Below are 19,969 nucleotides of genomic sequence, written 5' to 3'. Positions count from 1 at the left end.
TGACAAGCCTTTTTTATAAAAAAGCATCTTGTTTGTTTAAATAAAAAACAATAGTGCTTTTTTTGTATTTTTCTTAAGCAAATTCAGCAACTAAGTCGCTTTTTAAGCGATAAAAATCCACCAATCTGTCATTTTTTTGCTTCATCAACATGTGTTGCAATAGCTGACTAAACCCTTGATATTGCATTGGCAGATCAAGCTTTAAGCGTTGGCAATGTAAATAGGCCCAATCTTGATAGTTTTTCGCCTCTAAACGCTGTGATGTCAGCCATTCCAAGAAAATAATCCCCAGCGCATAGATATCACTGTGCAAAGATTTTGCTTGTCCATGGAAAAGTTCTGGAGCCATATAACGTGGTGTCGCAGTTAAGGCATTTTGCTGGTCAACAGCCAACGGGAGCGCTTGCTCAAAGTCGATGAGTCTGCACTGCCCTTGCCAATTCACAAAATGCTCTTGTTTTAAATCTGCATGTATCCAACCGTGCAAGCTTAATCGTTCAACCACATCGATTGCTTGCCATAGCACTTGCCTCACCTGCTCAATGCTCAAATTCGATACAGGCTGTAAGAACCAAGGCTCAGCATTGGGCAGTATTAATAAGTGATCAATAGGCTCTTGCTGAATACTGAGATGCTTCTCTTTTATCACTTGAAAAGGTAACGTGATGCTGTTTTGTCTAGACGCTTGACTGAATAGTTTATACAGCTCAATTTCATGACCAAAACTAGCTGCATGTTCAAGGCTGCTGTTACTGACTTGCGCCTTGAGCCAATAAAGTTGTTGATTGAATTGAAATTGATATAGACGACGGCCAAAAACCAAACTTTTGGATTTGGTTTTTGGCTCATAAATGATTTGCGTTAAATCTGTGGATTTAAACCGCAATAAATTCTGCATGGCGTTGATTGGGTGCATTTTGATAATTTAATAATTCCAAACAATGCTGAATGGTCTTACCGATGCGGGCTTGCGTTTCGATTAATGAAATTTTCGGCCATGTGGCTCTTTCACCTTCACGCTGCAAGACCTTAAACAGATAAGGTCGCGGATTTTGCAACATATAACTATAGTGTCTTAAGCCATATTTCCCAACAATATTGACATCACCATAATAACGCTGATCCACCACACCATAACCATGATCAAGCAAACGTCTTACCGGTGGAATACTTCCTGCACGCTCACGGGCAAAATCCATCACCCCTTTACTAATCACCTTGCCTTGACGACGAACGATCCGCTCAGGCCAACTCAACATGCTTTTACGAAAACGTGAAGCATCATCCTGCATAAATGGCACAATATGCGGATTGACCTGACTGGCGATACTATAATTAATATTATATAGACGCGCCATTTTCTCCTGTGGGAAATCACTGCGCACACTACCATCCACCCAACGTGTAGCCGACATATATGGCGTAAATTGCCCGTCATAACGCTTACTGGTCAGTCGTACCGGTGGAAATAGAATAGGCACTGCACAAGATGCCAACACCGCACTCCATACCAACAAATCGGGTGAGGTATACGCATTCATAATTCTTGCATCTTGTGATGCATCATAAGGCGCAACTGCCACATTGATATGTAGACCTGATTGCTTATATGCTTCGGCAAAAGTTAAGTCACCTAAGTTTTCAACCAAAAACTTTTTCAGATATTTTACATCTGCCAAACCGCCATTACCCTGCACTAACTCAGTCAATTTACGAAAGTGAAATGCCTCACTAAAGAAGTTTTGTCCGTTTAATAAATTGGTAAATTCTGACGGTTTAGATACACCCAACATCCCGGTCATAATGGCGCCAGCACTGGAACCAGACAGAACTTTTGGCATTAAATCTTGTTCCATCAGTGCTTTACACACACCGGTATGAAACAAACCTAAAGTTGAACCGCCTGAAAACATCAAAACAGGTTGACCATACGCTTTTTGGCTTTGTTCAAAAAATTCAATTTTTTGTGCGGCATTGAGACAAACGCATTCTTCGGATGCGATAAAAGCCAAACTTTGACTCACCTCATCAACATAGTCTTCAATAATTTTTTTGGTGCCGACGTAGGCTACTGTAAACAGCAAGGGATGGGCAATATTGCCCACATCATAAGTTAAACCTTCACTTAAAATATACATCAAATCTCGAGTACGTTTCTGAGCTCGATATCGTCTCAGCAACCCTAAACGATGAGTAATAATTTCTGCATCAAAATACGGTGAACTATTATCGAGTTTCCATTCTTGCGCACCCGATTCTTCATCTATTTTAAGTGCGATATCTTTCCATTCTTCATAACATTCAGCACGGTCGAGCTGACGCTTTAATTTTTTTATCCGATATGCCTGATGTGGATTAATACTTTTTGAAAACTCTGTAAACAACATGACTATCCCTCAGCACATTTTAAACTGTTCACTCGGCTAGATTTATAACAACTTTTTGGTTGTTCGAATAGCGCAGATCTGCCAGAACAATCATTTAACTTTGACATATTTCAGCAATTATAACTGCATTATTGATGTACACTGCTGTCATATACTAACCAACAACAAGACACGACAAGCTGACTTATCATGGCTACAATTGATTTACCTGACAACATCCTTCAATCGCTATCTACTGTACTCTTACAACTACAGCACAGTTTGCCTGAGCTTAAACAAGCACCCGATTTTTCGAGTATCGCGTTTAAATGGCAAGATAAACAGCTTAAAGCCATTCAACAGCCCAAAGTCATGTATTTAGAAGATTTAAAAGGAATTGAACGTCAAAAAGAAAAAGTGATTCAAAACACTTTACAGTTTTTAAAAGGCTTACCTGCCAATGATGTTTTACTCACTGGCTCTCGTGGTACAGGTAAATCATCCATCGTCCGTGCTCTGCTCACCCATTATGCAGACCAAGGTTTACGTTTAATTGAAATTGAGCGTGATGATTTATCTGATTTGCCAGAAATTCAAAAGTTAATTGAAAATCGTCCTGAAAAATTTATCGTATATTGTGATGATTTGGCATTCAATGCTGAAGATGAAAACTATCGCAGTTTAAAAAGTGTTTTAGATGGTTCATTACAGTCAGGTTCAAGTAATTTTATAATTTATGCTACGAGCAACCGTCGTCATTTATTACCTGAATTCATGCATGAAAATACACCTGTAACTAAGGTAGATGTTCCTCAATATACTGAGCTCCATCCACAAGAAGCGATCGAAGAAAAAATATCCCTTTCTGACCGTTTTGGACTTTGGCTCTCGTTCTACCCAATGGATCAAAATTTATATCTCGAAATTGTGGAACACTATCTTGCCAAGGCTGATTTAGCCATGACCAGCGAAGTTCGTGCTGAAGCCTTAAGATGGTGTCAGTCTCGTGGGCAGCGTTCAGGCCGTGCTGCTTATCAGTTTTCAAAGCATTGGATTGGGTCTGAAAATCTAAAGGCTTTGGAAAAATAACGTCTACAATATTTTTATGATCTGAAAATATAAGTTCTGCAAAGCAAGTCAGACAATTTCAGCTAAAAGCAGCCACATCCTCGTTGGCTGCTTTTAAATGCTAATAAACTCTTGATTGAACCAATTGCTTGAAAATCATTAAGAACACACCACTTATGGCGCTAAATTGAGTTGACCAATCACATATAAGGTATTGCAATCAATCACACTTTTCTCCGCATCAAGGTATTTTTGCTCCAAGATCCCATCCGTTTCTGTAAAACCATAATCATCATCATTTATAATTGCCAAATGCTGTTCATCAATCACCCTCAAGCCTTCAACTTTATCGTGTGGATAATGTAAAGTTTCGACTAAATCGACAACTAAGCTCTTTGCCACAGGCAAAATATTTAACTTTTTGAGTGCTTCCCAACCATCATTAAGCAGATATTGTTCAAGTGTTTGCCCATCAATGAGCAATCCTAAAGATTCATTTTGCTGAAAATGATCACTTAGTTGAACTTTTTCTAGGTTTGTCGCCGCATCGAGATATATTTTATAGATTCGTTTAAAAGCGTTTGAATTATCTTTATAAAAATCATCATCACGTTCAGCTACTAAAAAGCATGTCTCACTCAGCGCAACAATAGCTGTATTTGAGTTTGACCTAAGTTCTTGCCGATATAAATATTGTGCAATTGACCCATCGTCTAAATTGACCACCACAATACGAACCAAGTCTGACGTTGTGACTGATGAATCTGGATTACTCATCGTCGACTGCATGATGCCGACCAATTTTTTTTGATCTGGTGTAATCGTCAAACCTTCCATCCCTCGATTTTGCTTACGATTGGCAAATGCATTTGGAAGAAAATAACCCGACTTGCAACGCTCATCTTATTTGTATGCATTAATACGGTCTATTTCCACGCCTTCGCTATTAAAATGAACGAGATGAGGCCCATATTCATCACTCACCCAAAATGTGCCATCTTTTAATGCAACCAAACCCTCAGAATCTAAGCCATATTCATCTGTGCCAATTGCTAAAACCACACCATTTTGATCATAAGCCACTTCTTTTGTTGCACCGAAATGCTGATTTGGCAAACCTGTTATAGGTCTCCCAGTTGGATCTTTGAGTAATATTTCTTTCAATTTTTTAATCGATCCATCGAGCTGCAATTCAAAAAGTCTGATTTTTGGCGTATAGCTTGGATCTAAGAATATCTTGCCTTTATCTCCATTCACATCATAGGTTGTATTCGGACCTCGATCCGTAAGAGCATAAAATTGATATTTTTGAGTGGGATGTGAGAAAATTTCCGACCCAAAACCTCCACAATGAATTTCAATAAAATGGTCTTGTTTTGCCTCATCTGGAATATTGTGGATATCCAAAGTTTCATAGGGTAAAGAAACACCTTTATAAAATTTCTTTAGGTCAATATGACTTTGATTTGGTTTTGATTGATCCAAAGCTTCATTATTTTTTGTCATTATTTCACATGGCTCTAATTATTTATTGAGCCATCATATCCACAATATTGTTCTAAAACCACAGTCTCTTTTTTGAAACACACAATAAAAAAAAGAGGCTAATTTAGCCTCCTTTTTAAACGATTTTTACGCTTCGTTTGGATTACCTAATTCCGTCATCGGCCAACGCGGTGTAGTCGTAACAGACAAACCATCATGCTGGCCCGCTTTAAGACGCTGATAACCAGCAAATGCAATCATTGCGCCATTATCTGTACACAGTGCAGGTTCTGCATAAAACACATTTGCACGGATTTTTGCCAAATCAGCTTCTAAGCGCTCACGTAAACACTTGTTTGCACTTACACCACCGGCAATAACTAAACGTTTTAAACCAGTTTGTTTTAAGGCTTTGACTGATTTTTTCACCAATGTATCAACCAACGCTTCTTGGAAAGATGCAGCGATATCCGCCTCACGACCTTCGCCTTCAACTTTTTTCAATTGAACTGAAACGGCAGTTTTTAAACCACTAAATGAAAAATCTAAACCTTGGTGTAGCATTGGACGTGGAAATTCAAAGGCATTGATGTCGCCATTGATCGCCAATTTCGAAATATTTGGACCACCTGGGTATGGTAGACCCATCATTTTAGCGACTTTATCGAATGCCTCACCTGCTGCATCATCAATCGACTCACCCAATAATTCATATTGACCAATTCCATAAGCAGCCATCAATTGAGTATGTCCCCCAGAGACTAAAAGTGCCACAAATGGAAATTCTGGTGGAGTTTTAGACAACAGCGGCGCCAACATATGACCTTCCATATGATGTACACCAATTGCAGGTTTATTCAGTGCAAATGCCAACGTACGACCAAACAATGCGCCTGTCATTAATGCACCCATCAAGCCCGGCCCGCGAGTATATGCAATGGCATCAATTTCTGATTTATCAACTTTACTTTCTTCAAGCAGTTGTTTTAATAACGGAATTAACTTACGCACATGGTCACGTGAAGCTAATTCAGGTACCACACCACCATATTCTGCATGCAGTTTGATTTGGCTATACAATACTTGTCCGCGTAATCCTTGCTCACTATCGTAGAGTGCGAGTCCTGTTTCATCACACGAAGTTTCCAAGCCTAAAACGATCATTAAACTGCCTTTTGCCCATTTCAAAATATTGCGAAACCTATTATAGACTTGTGATATGAGATGTAAATGAGTAAAATACTGACCTTCACTTGTGATCAAGGGTAATTCGACCCGAGATCTTATCCATAACTTAATGAGGATTCTTCATGCCACAAGTTAAATTGAAAGAAGGCGAACCAGTAGACGTAGCTATCCGTCGTTTCAAACGTTCATGCGAAAAAGCGGGTGTTCTTGCTGACGTTCGTAAACGTGAATTCTACGAAAAACCAACTCAAGAACGTAAACGTAAAAAAGCTGCTGCTGTTAAACGCTACCAAAAGAAATTGGCTCGCGAATCAGTACGTACTACTCGCCTTTACTAAGATTAATTTGTGATTGATTGACTAACCTGGACAAGATAAATGACTACTTTAAAAAACCAAATAACTGAAGTTTTAAAAGCCGCTATGCGTGCTAAAGAAATGGACAAGTTAACGGTAATACGTAGTCTACAGGCAGCAATCAAGCAAATCGAAGTCGATGAGCGCATAGAGCTTGACGATAAGCAAGTTCTTGCGGTCATTGAAAAGCAAATCAAACAACGCAAAGAATCGGTTAAAGCCTTTTTAGGTGCAAATCGAGATGATTTAGCTAGTAAGGAACAAGCCGAGATTGAGGTGTTATCTCAATTTCTACCAGAAGCTATGACTGAGGAAGAACTTGATTCCATCATTGCGCAAACAATTACTGCGCAAGAAGCTACTAGCATGAAAGATATGGGTAAGGTGATGAACTCTCTACGTCCGCTCATAGCCGGACGTGCCGATCCTGCACAAGTTTCAGCTAAAATTAAAGCGAAACTCTCTTAATCTTTCATCTATATTGTTTGATTTGGTCTATTTAAGTACGCTGATGACTTAAATAGCCAAATTATCCAAATTCAAATTTATTCATCATTTATAATTTTCTTTCTTATCTAACGATTTCATACTTACAAATATCTCGCCAACTTCCATCTACTGGATTTTGAATTGCAGCTTGTTCGATTTCAATCAATTTAAAATTTGCTCGTTCACATAGACGTCGTGCTTGCTTGTTTTCTACATCTACAAAAGCGTTTAATTGCTGAAATCCTAGATCATTCAATAATTGATCCACAAATAACTGCAAAGCTTCTGTCATCAAACCCTGCCCTTTAAATTCAACATTTCCCCAAAACCCAACGTTAGCTTGGTTTTCCATCCAATTGATTTGATGAATATCCATGACACCTAGAAAGTTATGCGACTGTTGCTCACGAATCACATAAACAAAATTTTCCTGATTTAACGCAGCCAACACTCTCGAATCACAAAATGCCAATGAAGCATCTAAATTAGGTTCTTGTAAGGACCAAGCCAAACTTGCAGGAAACATTCGTAAGGTCTCTATACTTTGACAGATCGCTTCATAAAGTGCTTTTGCATCGTGACGCTGAATCAACTGAAGCGTGATTCTGCCATGACTTATATCAAAATCATCGAGTTTCATTTTTTTCAGTTTCTCGCAATGATTTAAAATGTTTGTAAAACCAATTTTAATTTAGGGCACACTGCACATTATATTTTTTTAATAATTGCATCTCTTTTGATGCGATCACCTGCTGAATCACATCCTGCTTATTCATATTACGGTACTCACGATCTAAAAATGCACGATTTTCGTCTGCAGCACGATAAAGATCATTCACATAAGTCTGAACAATACCGCAGTATTTCACTTGCTGGTCTGCTTTAAATCCCTGTTGCTGCGGGTCTAACTGACTAAAAAATTGGCGTACATCAGTTTTATATTTTTCGTTAATATCATTCACAGCAATCACATATTGTTCTGCGCTAGCTGCTGCAATATTCGTTGCTAAGCCCAACAGACAGGCCGCCAAAATCATATTTTTCATTTGTAAGTTCTTAATCATAAACTTTTTACATCCAGCTAGTTTACACTGATTAATCTAAGCCACTAAAACTACAATTTGCACTTTATAATCGACATAGATAAGTGCATCACAGTTGAAATCTTTATATTTTTAATTTCCGTTCATTTTGCATTTCGTCTACACGCTGCTTGATTTTTGCAGAAAGACTTTTCGAGTCTTTGGTGATGCGCTGCGCCTGTAGCAAAGATTTAATCGCACGTTCTTCATCCCCGCCCCAATACTCTACTTCAGCTCGATAGCGCAGCACATTAATAGAACGGAAGCTTGCGTCTTTGTCTGCATCAGCCATTTGCAACATCAGTCGCCAACCACTCAAGTCACGTGGGTTCGCTTGTAAAAATCGCTGTAGAATCAGTTGTGCTTGCGCATATTCTTTGTTTCGAATCAAAGCCTCTGCATATTTATAATTTAATGCACGATTTTCAGGCATGATGATTGCCGAACTTTTCACAGCGTTCACGGCATCGGCTGCTTTATTTTGGCCCAACAGCACATCGGTCTGCAAAATAGTAAAAAGTGCATGCGATGCATTTTGTTTTGCTGCTTCATTTAATAACTTTTGAGCAGCACTAAAGTCACCTTGTTTAATATGCAAGCTCACCAAAGCCAACTCAGCTGCATAATTCTTTTGTGCCACCATTGTATTTAATTGCAATTCAGTTACCTGACCTGAGAGTACTCGACTATACCAGCGCAGAATTTCAAAATCTTGATCAACCAAACTAGTTTTAACTTGAGGCAACTGATTGGCACGTAAGCGCGCCTCGCTCATACGTTCCGTGGTTAAAGGATGTGTCAACCAAAAATCAGGCAGAAAGCTCACTCGACTCGTAGAGCGATGCATCACTTCAAAAAAGTCAGCCATGCTTTGCGGATTGTATCCTGCACGGTACATATACTGCATCCCGATGCGGTCTGCTTCACGTTCTTGATTGCGGCTATAGGTTAGCTGTTTATCCATCAAAGCGGCTTGTGAACCCATCATTACAGCCGCACCGACATCACCATCTGCCTGTGAGGCCACCAAGGCTCCGACCAAAATACCGGCTAGTGACAATAAACCTTGCCCTTTAAAAGCTTCTTGTGAACGACTGTAATGACGTTGTGAGACATGTGCAATTTCATGCGCCATCACCCCTGCCACTTCATCCATGTTGCGAGCTGAATTAATTAATCCAGCATTTAATGCAAATAAACCTCCCGGCACAGCAAAAGCGTTAATTTGTGGATCATTAATTAATAACAAACCGACCGGTTGGTTGAGTTGGGTTTGGCTCAAAATATGCGTAAAGACAGATAAAAGACGATCTTCCATCCACGGATTTTCAGTCACAGGAAGTTGACGATGCACCTCACGATACACCTTCTCGCCAATGGCACGCTCTTTTTGTTGATCCAACAAGCCGACGCCACTACCTATTTCAGGCACAGAAAATTGTGGGGATGAACTAAAATCTACGGACTGCGTCTGCGCCAATGTCGAACAAAGCCCGAGACCACATGCCAGTAAAATCTTTTTCAAAGTCTATTCTCTAAATTTCATATTCGTACTTCATCGAATATAGCATTGAATTTTGGTGAATTATGGAGAAAACTGTTGTGATTGTTTATTCAAATTTTGGATTGACCACATAGCGCGGCGCGCGCTCATGTACCAAAACATCCACTAAATTTTGATAAGCCAACTCTGCCATACGTTTACGGGTTGCCGCTGTTGCTGAACCCACATGGGGCAATGTCACGACATTGGCTAATGTAAATAAAGGGGATTCTTGAAGTGGCTCTTGCTCATACACATCTAAGCCTGCTGCAAATATTTGACCACGACTTAATGCATCGATTAATGCGGCTTCATCAATCACTGAACCCCGTGAAATATTGACCAATACCGCATGTGATTGCATCAAGGCCAACTCACGCTCACCAATTAAAGCTTTCGATTCTGCATTTAAATCCACTGCAACGACCACAAAGTCAGCACGTTGCAACAAATCATCCAAATCGCAATATTGCGCTGATAAAGATTCAGCCAATTCAATTTTTTCCCGGCGATTATGATAGAGCACATTCATATTAAAGCCGTAGCGAGCACGACGCCCAATCGCTGCTCCAATATGTCCTAAGCCAATAATTCCGATGGTTTTAGCAAAGACATCCATGCCAAATTGCTCAGGGCCCACTGTACGCTTCCACTGCCCTTGTTTGGTCCATTGATCCAATACAGGCACTTTCCGTGCTGCACTCATCAGCAAGGTAAAGGCTAAATCTGCTGTAGTTTCCGTCAATACATGCGGAGTATGGCTCAACCATATATTTTTTTGGTTTAAAAATGTAAGATCATAGTTATCATAACCGACACTTACACTTGAGATGACTTTTAATTGTGATGCATGCTCTAAATTCGAAGCATTCAACAAACGTCCCGCACCGATCATGGCGTCAGCATCTTTTGAATGCTCAAGAATTTGCTGATTCACATCACCCAATTTAGGGCTAATTTGGAAAACTTTAAATTGCTGTTCTAAACGTTGAATTATTTCTTGATCTATTTGACTAAAAACCACTACTTTTTTTTGCATAAATTTTCCATTTACGTAATTTAAGTATTTTGTCCTGCCTTATTTTGCATAAATTGCCATAAGCGTTTTTTCAATAAAGGCTGTTCAATCATTTGCTGTAAAGATGCCAATGGATACACCTTCGCATGCTCTAAATGCGGAATATCGCCTAAGCAAATAACATTTTTATCCAAGCTCATCGCATCAATAAAGCCCTGCACATAAGATGCTGCACCACGACCATCTTGCAAATCCACCCAACCAAATGGCCACTGTAAAGCAAAGAAATCGGCACTGACTGCGCGCTGAATATTGCTCCACAAAACTTGCTGCTCTGCAGTTAATTCGGTGGCATCAATGACAATGACACAGTGCATTAAACAGATGGCTTCTAAGTTAAACGAAGGGATTTGAACAATCGGACGAACTTCAACATGTTCAAAAACCTTTGGTTCATCCTTAGGTGCTTCTACAGGTTGATTTACAACAACATCAACGTTGTTTTTAAGCTCAGTCTGTGATGAAACAGGCGTTGGCTGAGGCTCATTTTTGAGTAGAATTTCAGAGACTATTTCAGGAGCCGCCTGATCTCGCCAGATATTTGAGCTAAATTGCTGACACGGTGCCGCCTGAGGAATCCATACATCAATTCCCATTGCCGCCATTATGCTTCGCTGATGCCCAATCATGCTTTCATTTTCACCTATTCAAGGCTTGATATTCTAACGGGATTCACTCTGTTTTGCTGAACTTTTATAAATCAATTAGATCATACTATTTCTTTAAAGATTCTTTAGAATTGCTCAGACTAATTTTGACTTAAAATTAAACAATTTATTCATAAATCAAGCCGCTATAAATAATTATACGATCATCAAACTATTTTTCTTTTGCATTAGTTCAACTATCTCAGCTGATTCAAATCCAATACGCCAATATAATAGTTGCAAAACATCCAACTCATCTTGCGTGATAATTCGATCATTCCATAAACATATTTCAGCAACCCCAAGAATGCTTAACCGCTCACGCAGCAGCAGCCCAGAAATATCATTTAGGATTTCAGCCAAATCAATTGGCTCATCAGATATATCGCGATAGAACTCAAGTTCTTCTTTCGTTAAGATTCGATTGAGGATTTTTTCACGCACTTCGAGTTGGTTGTCACTGTTAATTTGTTGCACATGCAACAAGGCATCAATCAAACGCACAATACTCGGTTTTACATCTTCTAAAGACGTAGGTGTATGTGCAGGCAACAGATTCAACTCATATTTCACTGTTTCAAGTAGTAAGGCGTCGAGTAATCCAATTTCACCATCTTCTTGAATAATCTTGGCCAGCTTGGTTAAGAACTGCCGAGAAATTGTCGCAGGCATGGTGCCAATATTTTTACATGCCTCATGAAAAATTGAGATATGCACACGACCATCAAGATTCAATAATGCATCTACAATCGCACGACTCACTTCAGCTTCAGTCGGAATAAACTCTCGATACTGACGAATCATTAAAATAGCAACCATCACCTCACGCGAACCCGTTGCTGTTTGCAAGGCACGTTGGATCAATTCAGGCCGCTGCCAATTTTCACGAATCTCGGGGTTCAACGGTTTAATTGCATCTCGTATCGCAAAACTAATCGGTGACAAGCGCAGTAAAGGTAATGGTTGTGGCGAGTTCCATGGTGTTGCAACATCTGGACTAGCTTCTTCTAGTGAACGGAATAAATAAAATAGCGGCTGGTTTCGCAGTTTTTTTAAATTTTCTAGTTGCAGGTCATGAATGAGCGCCGGATTTAATTCAAAAATACGCTGTTCAATACTTGGGTGAATATTCATCCAGTTTTGCGGACTGAGTGAGTTTGCAAAACACATATGAGAAATCGATTCCGCATATTCACTATGAATTTGCGAACCTGAATGATGCACATAAATCCTTAATAAGGTTTGAATATTGGCATCATTTTGAATCAGACGTTTAGTTTTCTGGTCATTACGATAGGTTCGAGAACCCAAAGAGATATATTTAATAAAGCGGGAAATCAAAACACCTAAACTACCGATCAACCAAATAACTGCGCCAATCGCTACAAAGAGCGTTTCAAACTTATTGTCCCGTGCTTGTCCATTTTTATAGAAACCACGTTTTGCAATTTTACTGCCCCACTGACTAAAGGTCGTCAAACCGCTATATAAGATTTTCAAACGGGTATTTTCAGCAGCTTCCCCCGACAAGATCTTATTAAATTCATGGCTCAGCAAACCATACATTTCCATCTCATCTAGGGTTTGTAAGGCACCCCAGGTTAAAATGATCGATGTATCTCGAGGGCTAAAACCAGCGGTGAGCGCATTCACACCCACTTCATCAGGTAGGACATAAAGTGCAGGAGTATCGATTAAAAAAGTATCTGCCAGCTGCTCAGTCATACGCAGTGCAACACTTTCTTCAGGAATACTTTCTATCAGACTGAGACGACGCGCACCTAATTGTTTGGCAAGTGAATAACCACCTAAACGAAAGGTGTAAAAATCATAGAGAACTGAAACCAACATAATCAGCAGTACAGCAGCCACTAAAAATGGGCTAAGGACATGCCAATAGATAGACTGAGTGGAATCACAATAATCCACAATTAAACCGACAATTACATTAATAATTGCGACGGTCAAAAACACTGCCGCCATACACATGGTGACAGGCCAAAACATATTTTTGTTTTTTATAAAATCATAACCCACACGTCTCAATGTAATACCCTTAAGCTACATTGTCTTTTGTTTGCTCATCATAAATGAAAAAAGCGGGAAATTCCCGCTTTTTCAGTGTGTTTTCAGCAGATTATTCTTCGCGAACACCTGTTAAATCCACAGAAGCTGCATCAATGTTAACATCGATATAAGCTGGCTTTTCATTTTTTGCAGAGTCATTACGCTTACGCTCTAAAGCTGCCAAATATTCAGCATCAATACCGCCTGCCACATATTTACCATCAAATACCGAGCAATCAAAGTCTTGTAACTCAGGGACTTTCTTGGTGCGTACTGCAGATTTCAGATCTTCCAAGTCTTGGAAAATCAAGCGATCAGCACCAATAATTTCACGAATTTCTTCAACGCTACGTTCTGACGCAATCAGTTCAGATTTGGCTGGCATATCGATACCATACACGTTTGGATATTTCACCATCGGTGCAGCAGATGCAAAGAATACTTTTTTCGCACCCGCATCACGTGCCATTTGAATGATTTCATTACAAGTCGTACCACGTACAATCGAGTCATCGACCAAAAGTACGTTTTTGCCTTGGAACTCTAGCTCTACAGGGTTAAGCTTTTGACGCACAGATTTCTTACGAAGTTGCTGACCCGGCATAATGAAGGTACGACCGATATAACGGTTCTTCATGAAGCCTTCACGGAATTTCACACCTAAGGTATTTGCAAGTTCTAGCGCCGAAGTACGTGAAGTATCAGGAATTGGGATCACGACATCGATATCGTGCTCATCACCCCATTCACGTAGAATTTTCTGAGCAAGTTTTTCGCCCATTTTCAAACGTGCTTTGTAAACTGAAATACCATCAATAGTCGCATCTGGACGCGCAAAATATACGTATTCAAAGATACAAGGACGATATTCAGGGGCTACTGCACACTGCTTGGTCGACATCACGCCATCAGCAGTAATATAAATTGCTTCACCCGGTGCAATATCACGTTCAACCTTAAAGCCGAGCGCGGTAATTGCGACAGATTCAGACGCAATGATATATTCCATACCATTTTCAGTTTCACGCGAACCGTAGATCAATGGACGAATACCATTTGGATCACGGAAACCTACAAGGCCCTGACCGGTGATCATAGCAACAACCGCATAACCACCTTTGCAACGTTCATGCACACGTGATACCACGTGGAATACATCTTCAGCACTTGGTGTAAGTTTTGCGCGTTTTTGCAATTCGTGAGCAAATACGTTTAATAATACTTCTGAGTCTGAATCGGTGTTCATATGACGTAAGTCAGTCTTGAACAAGTCATCATGAATTTCAGCAGCATTAGTTAAGTTACCATTATGTGCAAGCGTAATGCCATAAGGTGAGTTTACATAGAATGGCTGAGCTTCAGCACTGCTTGAAGAACCAGCAGTTGGGTAACGAACATGGCCAATACCATAATTACCCTGTAATGCACGCATATGACGTGTGTGGAACACATCACGTACCATACCCGTATCTTTACGCAGGAATAAACGACCATCCTGACAAGTTACGATCCCGGCTGCATCCTGTCCACGATGTTGTAACATCGTTAACGCATCAAACAACATTTGGTTAACAGGTGATTTACCAGCTATACCAACTACTCCACACATAGCAACCTCGCAGACAAGCTAGGGTTAATAAAAAGGATTATTTGTTGACTCACCCGATCCAGAACGTCCGTGCTTGTTCTGCGACTCAGATGGGAGGTCTGAAGATTTCTGAGCATCTTCAGACTGAATATGATGAAGTGCTTGATTTGCAGCATCTTTGGACAATTCGGTTGCCCAAGGCGCATATGGCAATAATGACTGAACCATTTTAGATTGTTTCCAATGTGGTGAACTTTCTACCCAAGGACCTAGCCCCTGCATAGTGATCAGCACCACCAACAATCCTTTTAAGCTTCCAAAAACACCACCTGCCAGTCGATTTAACGGACCAAGCTTTAATGTTTTCAAAATACTGTTCAATAACCATGTAGCGACCCAAGTCATGACTACAATCAACAATACAATAAATGCGAACGCGGCAATCTTTTGTACCACTGGATCTGTACTTAAAGATGTCATCGAAGGTGCAAGGACGGTTGCATACTTTGCCGCAATGACAAGTGCAAGAATCCATCCAATGAAGTTCGCAAAGGCTTTTACAAATCCTTGACGCAAACCGTTAAGCCCTCCAATGAGCAAAATAATCAGTATAAAGATATCAATGGTATTCATGATATTTACAATGCGTCTACGCAGTCTTTTACAAGTGTCGGACCTGTATATATGAGGCCACTATACACTTGTACAAGGCTTGCTCCTGCTTTTTGTTTCGCAACAGCATCCGCGCCCGACAAAATACCACCTACACCGATCAATGGAATTTGACCGTTTAATACTTTAGCAAAAGCCGCCAAACATGCCGTACTTTTTTCAAAGACTGGCGCACCGGATAGACCACCTGCTTCATCACCATATGGAAGGCCTTCAACACCTTCACGTGACAAAGTCGTATTGGTAACAATCAGACCATCAATTTTAAATTTTAACAATTGTTGGGCAATAAAATTAATGTCTTCTGGTTCTAGATCTGGTGCAACTTTAAGTACTAAGGGTACATAATGTTGATTTTCATCCGCCAACTCGAGTTGACGTTTCTTGAGTGTCTCTAACAGTTCAGTCAAAGCATCACCGCTTTGTAAGCTGCGAAGATTTTTTGTGTTAGGAGATGAAATATTAACCGTAATATAAGAAGCGTAGTTATAAACTTTTTCTAGACAAATCAGATAATCGTCAACTGCTTTTTCAACAGGTGTGACTGCATTTTTACCGATATTGATCCCAAGTACACCCTTAAATTTTGCAGCTTTGACATTTTCGATCAGCTGATCCACGCCATCATTATTAAAGCCCATACGGTTAATAATGGCTTTTGCTTTCGGTAAACGAAATAAACGCGGTTCAGGGTTACCTGATTGTGGAAGTGGTGTAATTGTACCAATTTCAATAAAGCCGAAGCCCTGGCTCGCCAGCGCATCGATATAAGCACCGTTTTTATCAAGACCGGCTGCTAAACCAACTGGATTCGGAAATTCGATTCCCATACATGTCACTGGTTTAGACGCCACGTTTTGACGCATCATTCCCATCTTGTGAGAAGATTTCAACAGCGATAATGTCAGCTCATGTGCACGCTCTGGTGCTAAAGTAAACAACAAAGGGCGGGCTAGAGAATACAACATATCTATAAAAGTCTACTGCTTTTTAAGTCGGCATATTATAGGCATAGCACAAATAAAACACCATGCTTAGCAGATCTTTATTTTTACCGATTATTGTACACTCGCTGTTAATTTGACCTGTCCCGCTTCAGAACTTAATTCCATCTTTTCAATACTTAAGCCCATTTGAACCAATTGAGTCAAAAAATTGGCCAGAATTGCATAATTTTCATGCATCACTGCAATCTGTATTTGCTCACCGACTTGTTGAGATGCCACGGATAAACCCTGTTGTTGCGATACACGCTGAACTTTTTCCAACGCGCTCAGTTGTGTATCACCTGCTGGTTTCATCGTGACGGCATTACTTTGCATCCAAACAACAGTATCTTTGAGTTCATTCACGCGCTTTTGTTGAAAATTTGCAGCTTTGTTCATATAAAACAGTGCCGAACCAATCGCTGCCACTACAACAAAAATCGTGGTAAAGATCACCATAACTCGTTCACGAGTAGACAGTTGGTCTAAATAATCAGTGATGCGCTCAATTTGCCCATCTATACGTTGCTGTAGGTTTTCCATTTTTGTCATTATTGTATTTTCACCAATCCAATCGCGCCGTTGGCACTTGGTTGAATATTCCCTAATTCGACTTTAAAACCTTGTTGTTTTAATTGATTGGTTAGGGTTTGCAGTACTTCTGCCGAATTGGCTTTTAGCTCCATATTTATCATCGAGGCTTCATAGCTCACACGATTTGCAGAAATTTGGTTTTGCATTAGAACAGGACCAACACGGCTCAGTAAGGACAGCGCCTGCGCATTGCCTGTTTGACTCTGACGCAATTGTGACTCGAACTGGCTTTTCAGCGTTTGTTCAGTGACAGGATAGCTTTGCCCAAACCAATATTTAAACTGATCAATCGCTTGTGCCGCAGTGATATTGGCCACTTTTTTGTATTGATACCAACGAACTGCATCATAGCTAAACTGTGTAATTAAAGCCGCGACCAAAACTGCTGCACATGCTTTCCAATAGCCACCCACACCACTATTGGCTTTGGCTTTCGGCAAAACATTGAGTGGATGTTGTTTCGGTTTTTTTATATTGGGTAGTTCATAATGAAAAGATTCAATGTGATCATGCGTTACAGCGGCTTCAAGACTATGCGTCTGATCTGAACTTAGATTTGAAATCTTATAGTTCGGCTGACCAATTTGATAATCTAAATACAATGCCAAATCATCAACAGACTGACCGACATATTCATTATTTCGGACCAATAAATGACCGCTGACATTTGCCAAAACATGTTGCCCTGATTCTGGACTTGGTAAGACCAAAAAGTCTGGTAATAATGAAATAACTTTTACAGGAATTAGCGTCAAAGCATGCTGCATCGTTTCGACTGCACTATGTGCAATCCCCATGACCGTTAATTCATCTGGACTTTGAAAATGATGCAATACTTTCATTGCATCCAAAGGCAAAATGACATATTCCTCAAGTAAATATTTTACGCCGTCTGGGCCAAGTTTTTTATATTGGTTTTTTGGAAAATTTTGCTGAATGATTTGTACATCACGACTCGGAAAGAAAACAACCGCTTCCTTTCCCGCATGTGGCTGAATTTCCTGAATCAACTGTTCAAGTGTCGATGACTGCTTCCAGAAATCCCCTTCTGACCATTGCCAAACCCCATTGGCTTCGGGCATCCATAAATACAACATTAATTTTTCTGCCGTTTTAATTGGTTTTTATGTTGATGGTATAAACGTTTTAATTTGTGTCGATAACCCTGGAGCAATGACCGCTTGTTCATAAATGCGCGCTTCTGCCAAAGCATAGGGATTAAAATATTCTGAGACCAAAACACTGGCCATATGTGCCACAACGTTCATATGGCACACCACCACAATAGACTCATACGGTAAATGTGACAACCATTCCACTGCAACTTTGGCATCATCTTCCGGTTTGATGGCATTACAAATAACCACAGGCACATGTGGAAAATGTTTTTGCAAAGATGACAGTGTTTGCTGCGCACGCAGTAGTGGACTCACCACAAAAACGTCTGGTTGAATTATATCTTTCAAATATGCTGCAGTTTCTGCCGCTTGAGTTTGTCCGCGCGCTGTTAAAGGACGCTTTTCATCATTCCCCATTACTGGCGGAGCAGCTTCGCCATGCCTAACCAATGTCAGTTGCATAAAATTTCCTTATTCTATTCCGCACATTATATACAGCCAGTATGACAAAGCTATGTGTATTGCATATTAATCAGCAAACTTAAACTTGCTGATGTGGCAAGACAAATTCAACATCACTACGATGGCCATTTTTCATCAGTGACAATGCAATATTCAGTGCCGGTGCACCTTCAAAAATCACTTCGTACAAGGCACTGGTAATTGGCATATATACACCCAACTCCTCAGAGCGTGCGCGTACTTGCACAATGGTATTAATCCCTTCCGCAGTTTGTCCCAGTTCTTTGGTGGCTTGTTCTAAGCTTTTACCACTACCGAGTGCAAAGCCGACTTGGTAATTACGACTGAGTGGACTACTACAAGTTGCAAATAAGTCACCGACACCAGATAAACCTAGGAATGTTAATGGGTTTGCGCCTAATTTCACTGCAAAACGGCTCATTTCTGCCAAAGCACGTGTCAAAATCATACTCTTGGTATTTTCACCGACACCATAAGCCGCAGCTAGACCCATCGCGACTGCATAGATATTTTTCAGAGCACCGCCCAATTCCACGCCATGCACATCATCACTGGCAAATACACGGAACAACGCACTGTGTAGCGCTTGTTGAACTGCATAACGAACCAGCTCAGATTGGCTTGCGATCACTGTTCCTGCTGGTTGTCCTGCAACAATTTCCTTCGCCAAGTTTGGCCCTGAAAGCACACCATAAGGGACTTCAGGAAGTTCTTCACGAATAATATCGCTCATAAAGCTAAAGGTATTTGCTTCAATACCTTTGGTTAAAGACACCACTGCTTGTGACGTGATAAAAGGCTTGATCTGCTGTAAAACACTACGGAAAGAATGGCTCGGAATGGCCACCAAAATAATGTCACGATTACATACTGCTTGTTCTAAATCTGAAACAGCGAGCAAACCTGCTTCTAATTGAAAATCTGGCAAGTAACGTTTATTGATATGTGTTGCATTGATATCCGCAGCCACCGCCTCATCACGAATCCATATCATGGTGTCACAGCCATTACGTACTGCGGTATTGGCCATCGCAGTACCAAAACTCCCACCACCCAGCACCGTAACACGCAGTGCCGTTTTTTGGTCTACTGACACAGGGCTAACAAGACTTGCAAAATCAAGTTCTGACATTGTTCTTTTATCCTAATTTCTTTACTG

The 19,969-nt window shown here is 40.3% G+C and carries 19 protein-coding genes and 1 pseudogene; 3 read left to right on the top strand and 17 right to left on the bottom strand.

Annotated elements, in window-relative coordinates; genetic code table 11:
- Positions 1-73: 73 nt before the first annotated feature.
- Together FTU79_RS07010 and FTU79_RS07005 are read right to left on the bottom strand one after the other, a co-directional pair.
- A complete protein-coding gene (locus tag FTU79_RS07010) occupies positions 74-898 on the bottom strand; it encodes a protein kinase (protein ID WP_180049397.1) in 825 nt (274 codons plus the stop codon).
- Positions 876-2,387 (bottom strand): DUF3336 domain-containing protein, encoded by a 1,512-nt coding sequence (locus FTU79_RS07005; protein ID WP_180049395.1) that lies wholly within the window; start codon positions 2,385-2,387, stop codon positions 876-878. The genes FTU79_RS07010 and FTU79_RS07005 overlap by 23 nt, the downstream gene beginning before the upstream one ends.
- A 189-nt stretch (positions 2,388-2,576) precedes the next feature.
- On the opposite strand from FTU79_RS07005, the gene FTU79_RS07000 reads away from it, so the two are divergent.
- Positions 2,577-3,455, top strand: coding sequence for an ATP-binding protein (locus FTU79_RS07000; protein ID WP_180007302.1), 879 nt, complete (start codon positions 2,577-2,579; stop codon positions 3,453-3,455).
- Positions 3,456-3,608: 153 nt separating this feature from the next.
- Here FTU79_RS07000 and FTU79_RS06995 read toward each other — a convergent pair.
- Both FTU79_RS06995 and tsaD read right to left on the bottom strand, forming a co-directional pair.
- A pseudogene (locus tag FTU79_RS06995) lies at positions 3,609-4,940 on the bottom strand (esterase-like activity of phytase family protein).
- Positions 4,941-5,066: 126 nt separating this feature from the next.
- Positions 5,067-6,083 carry a tRNA (adenosine(37)-N6)-threonylcarbamoyltransferase complex transferase subunit TsaD gene (gene tsaD, locus FTU79_RS06990; RefSeq protein ID WP_180007303.1) on the bottom strand — a complete coding sequence of 339 codons (1,017 nt, stop codon included), beginning with the start codon at positions 6,081-6,083 and terminating at the stop codon, positions 5,067-5,069.
- 146 nt (positions 6,084-6,229) lie between these two features.
- Between tsaD and rpsU the strand changes: the two genes are divergently transcribed.
- Together rpsU and FTU79_RS06980 are read left to right on the top strand one after the other, a co-directional pair.
- The gene (rpsU, locus tag FTU79_RS06985) at positions 6,230-6,445 is read left to right on the top strand and encodes a 30S ribosomal protein S21 (RefSeq protein WP_001136722.1); all 216 of its coding nucleotides are present in this window, start codon (positions 6,230-6,232) and stop codon (positions 6,443-6,445) included.
- A gap of 39 nt (positions 6,446-6,484) precedes the next feature.
- Complete coding sequence (locus FTU79_RS06980; protein WP_078193617.1) at positions 6,485-6,931, top strand: GatB/YqeY domain-containing protein; 447 nt, start codon at positions 6,485-6,487, stop codon at positions 6,929-6,931.
- 103 nt (positions 6,932-7,034) lie between these two features.
- Here the strand turns inward: FTU79_RS06980 and FTU79_RS06975 are convergent, their stop codons facing one another.
- The 13 genes from FTU79_RS06975 to FTU79_RS06915 form a co-directional block, all read right to left on the bottom strand.
- Complete coding sequence (locus FTU79_RS06975; protein WP_180007304.1) at positions 7,035-7,592, bottom strand: GNAT family N-acetyltransferase; 558 nt, start codon at positions 7,590-7,592, stop codon at positions 7,035-7,037.
- Between the two features lie 46 nt (positions 7,593-7,638).
- Positions 7,639-7,998 carry a hypothetical protein gene (locus tag FTU79_RS06970; protein WP_111885700.1) on the bottom strand — a complete coding sequence of 120 codons (360 nt, stop codon included), beginning with the start codon at positions 7,996-7,998 and terminating at the stop codon, positions 7,639-7,641.
- Between the two features lie 121 nt (positions 7,999-8,119).
- The gene (locus FTU79_RS06965; RefSeq protein WP_180007305.1) at positions 8,120-9,559 is read right to left on the bottom strand and encodes a M48 family metalloprotease; all 1,440 of its coding nucleotides are present in this window, start codon (positions 9,557-9,559) and stop codon (positions 8,120-8,122) included.
- Positions 9,560-9,644: 85 nt separating this feature from the next.
- Positions 9,645-10,616, bottom strand: coding sequence for a D-glycerate dehydrogenase (locus FTU79_RS06960; RefSeq protein ID WP_180010335.1), 972 nt, complete (start codon positions 10,614-10,616; stop codon positions 9,645-9,647).
- A gap of 20 nt (positions 10,617-10,636) precedes the next feature.
- On the bottom strand, positions 10,637-11,284 hold the full coding sequence (locus FTU79_RS06955; protein WP_180049393.1) for a hypothetical protein: 648 nt from the start codon (positions 11,282-11,284) through the stop codon (positions 10,637-10,639).
- A gap of 174 nt (positions 11,285-11,458) precedes the next feature.
- Positions 11,459-13,348, bottom strand: a complete 1,890-nt coding sequence (locus tag FTU79_RS06950) for a M48 family metalloprotease (protein WP_171263783.1) — start codon at positions 13,346-13,348, stop codon at positions 11,459-11,461.
- A 91-nt stretch (positions 13,349-13,439) separates the two neighbouring features.
- Positions 13,440-14,978, bottom strand: a complete 1,539-nt coding sequence (gene purF / locus FTU79_RS06945; RefSeq protein ID WP_078193623.1) for an amidophosphoribosyltransferase — start codon at positions 14,976-14,978, stop codon at positions 13,440-13,442.
- 24 nt (positions 14,979-15,002) lie between these two features.
- Positions 15,003-15,590 carry a CvpA family protein gene (locus FTU79_RS06940; RefSeq protein ID WP_078188866.1) on the bottom strand — a complete coding sequence of 196 codons (588 nt, stop codon included), beginning with the start codon at positions 15,588-15,590 and terminating at the stop codon, positions 15,003-15,005.
- Positions 15,591-15,595: 5 nt separating this feature from the next.
- Positions 15,596-16,597, bottom strand: coding sequence for a quinone-dependent dihydroorotate dehydrogenase (locus FTU79_RS06935; RefSeq protein ID WP_180003012.1), 1,002 nt, complete (start codon positions 16,595-16,597; stop codon positions 15,596-15,598).
- A gap of 90 nt (positions 16,598-16,687) precedes the next feature.
- A complete protein-coding gene (gene gspM, locus FTU79_RS06930; protein WP_078188869.1) occupies positions 16,688-17,167 on the bottom strand; it encodes a type II secretion system protein GspM in 480 nt (159 codons plus the stop codon).
- On the bottom strand, positions 17,167-18,306 hold the full coding sequence (gspL, locus tag FTU79_RS06925) for a type II secretion system protein GspL (RefSeq protein ID WP_180049390.1): 1,140 nt from the start codon (positions 18,304-18,306) through the stop codon (positions 17,167-17,169). Before gspL ends, gspM begins: the two co-directional genes overlap by 1 nt.
- Positions 18,307-18,333: 27 nt before the next feature.
- Positions 18,334-18,789 carry a histidine phosphatase family protein gene (locus FTU79_RS06920; protein ID WP_078193626.1) on the bottom strand — a complete coding sequence of 152 codons (456 nt, stop codon included), beginning with the start codon at positions 18,787-18,789 and terminating at the stop codon, positions 18,334-18,336.
- A gap of 79 nt (positions 18,790-18,868) precedes the next feature.
- On the bottom strand, positions 18,869-19,942 hold the full coding sequence (locus FTU79_RS06915) for an NAD(P)H-dependent glycerol-3-phosphate dehydrogenase (RefSeq protein ID WP_180007311.1): 1,074 nt from the start codon (positions 19,940-19,942) through the stop codon (positions 18,869-18,871).
- Positions 19,943-19,969: the final 27 nt, after the last annotated feature.

The organism is Acinetobacter sp. YH12144 (genome assembly GCF_013418345.1).
Lineage (GTDB): Bacteria > Pseudomonadota > Gammaproteobacteria > Pseudomonadales > Moraxellaceae > Acinetobacter > Acinetobacter amyesii.
The sequence above is the reverse complement of the archived record's forward strand: the minus strand, read 5'-3'. Positions and strand labels throughout refer to the sequence as shown.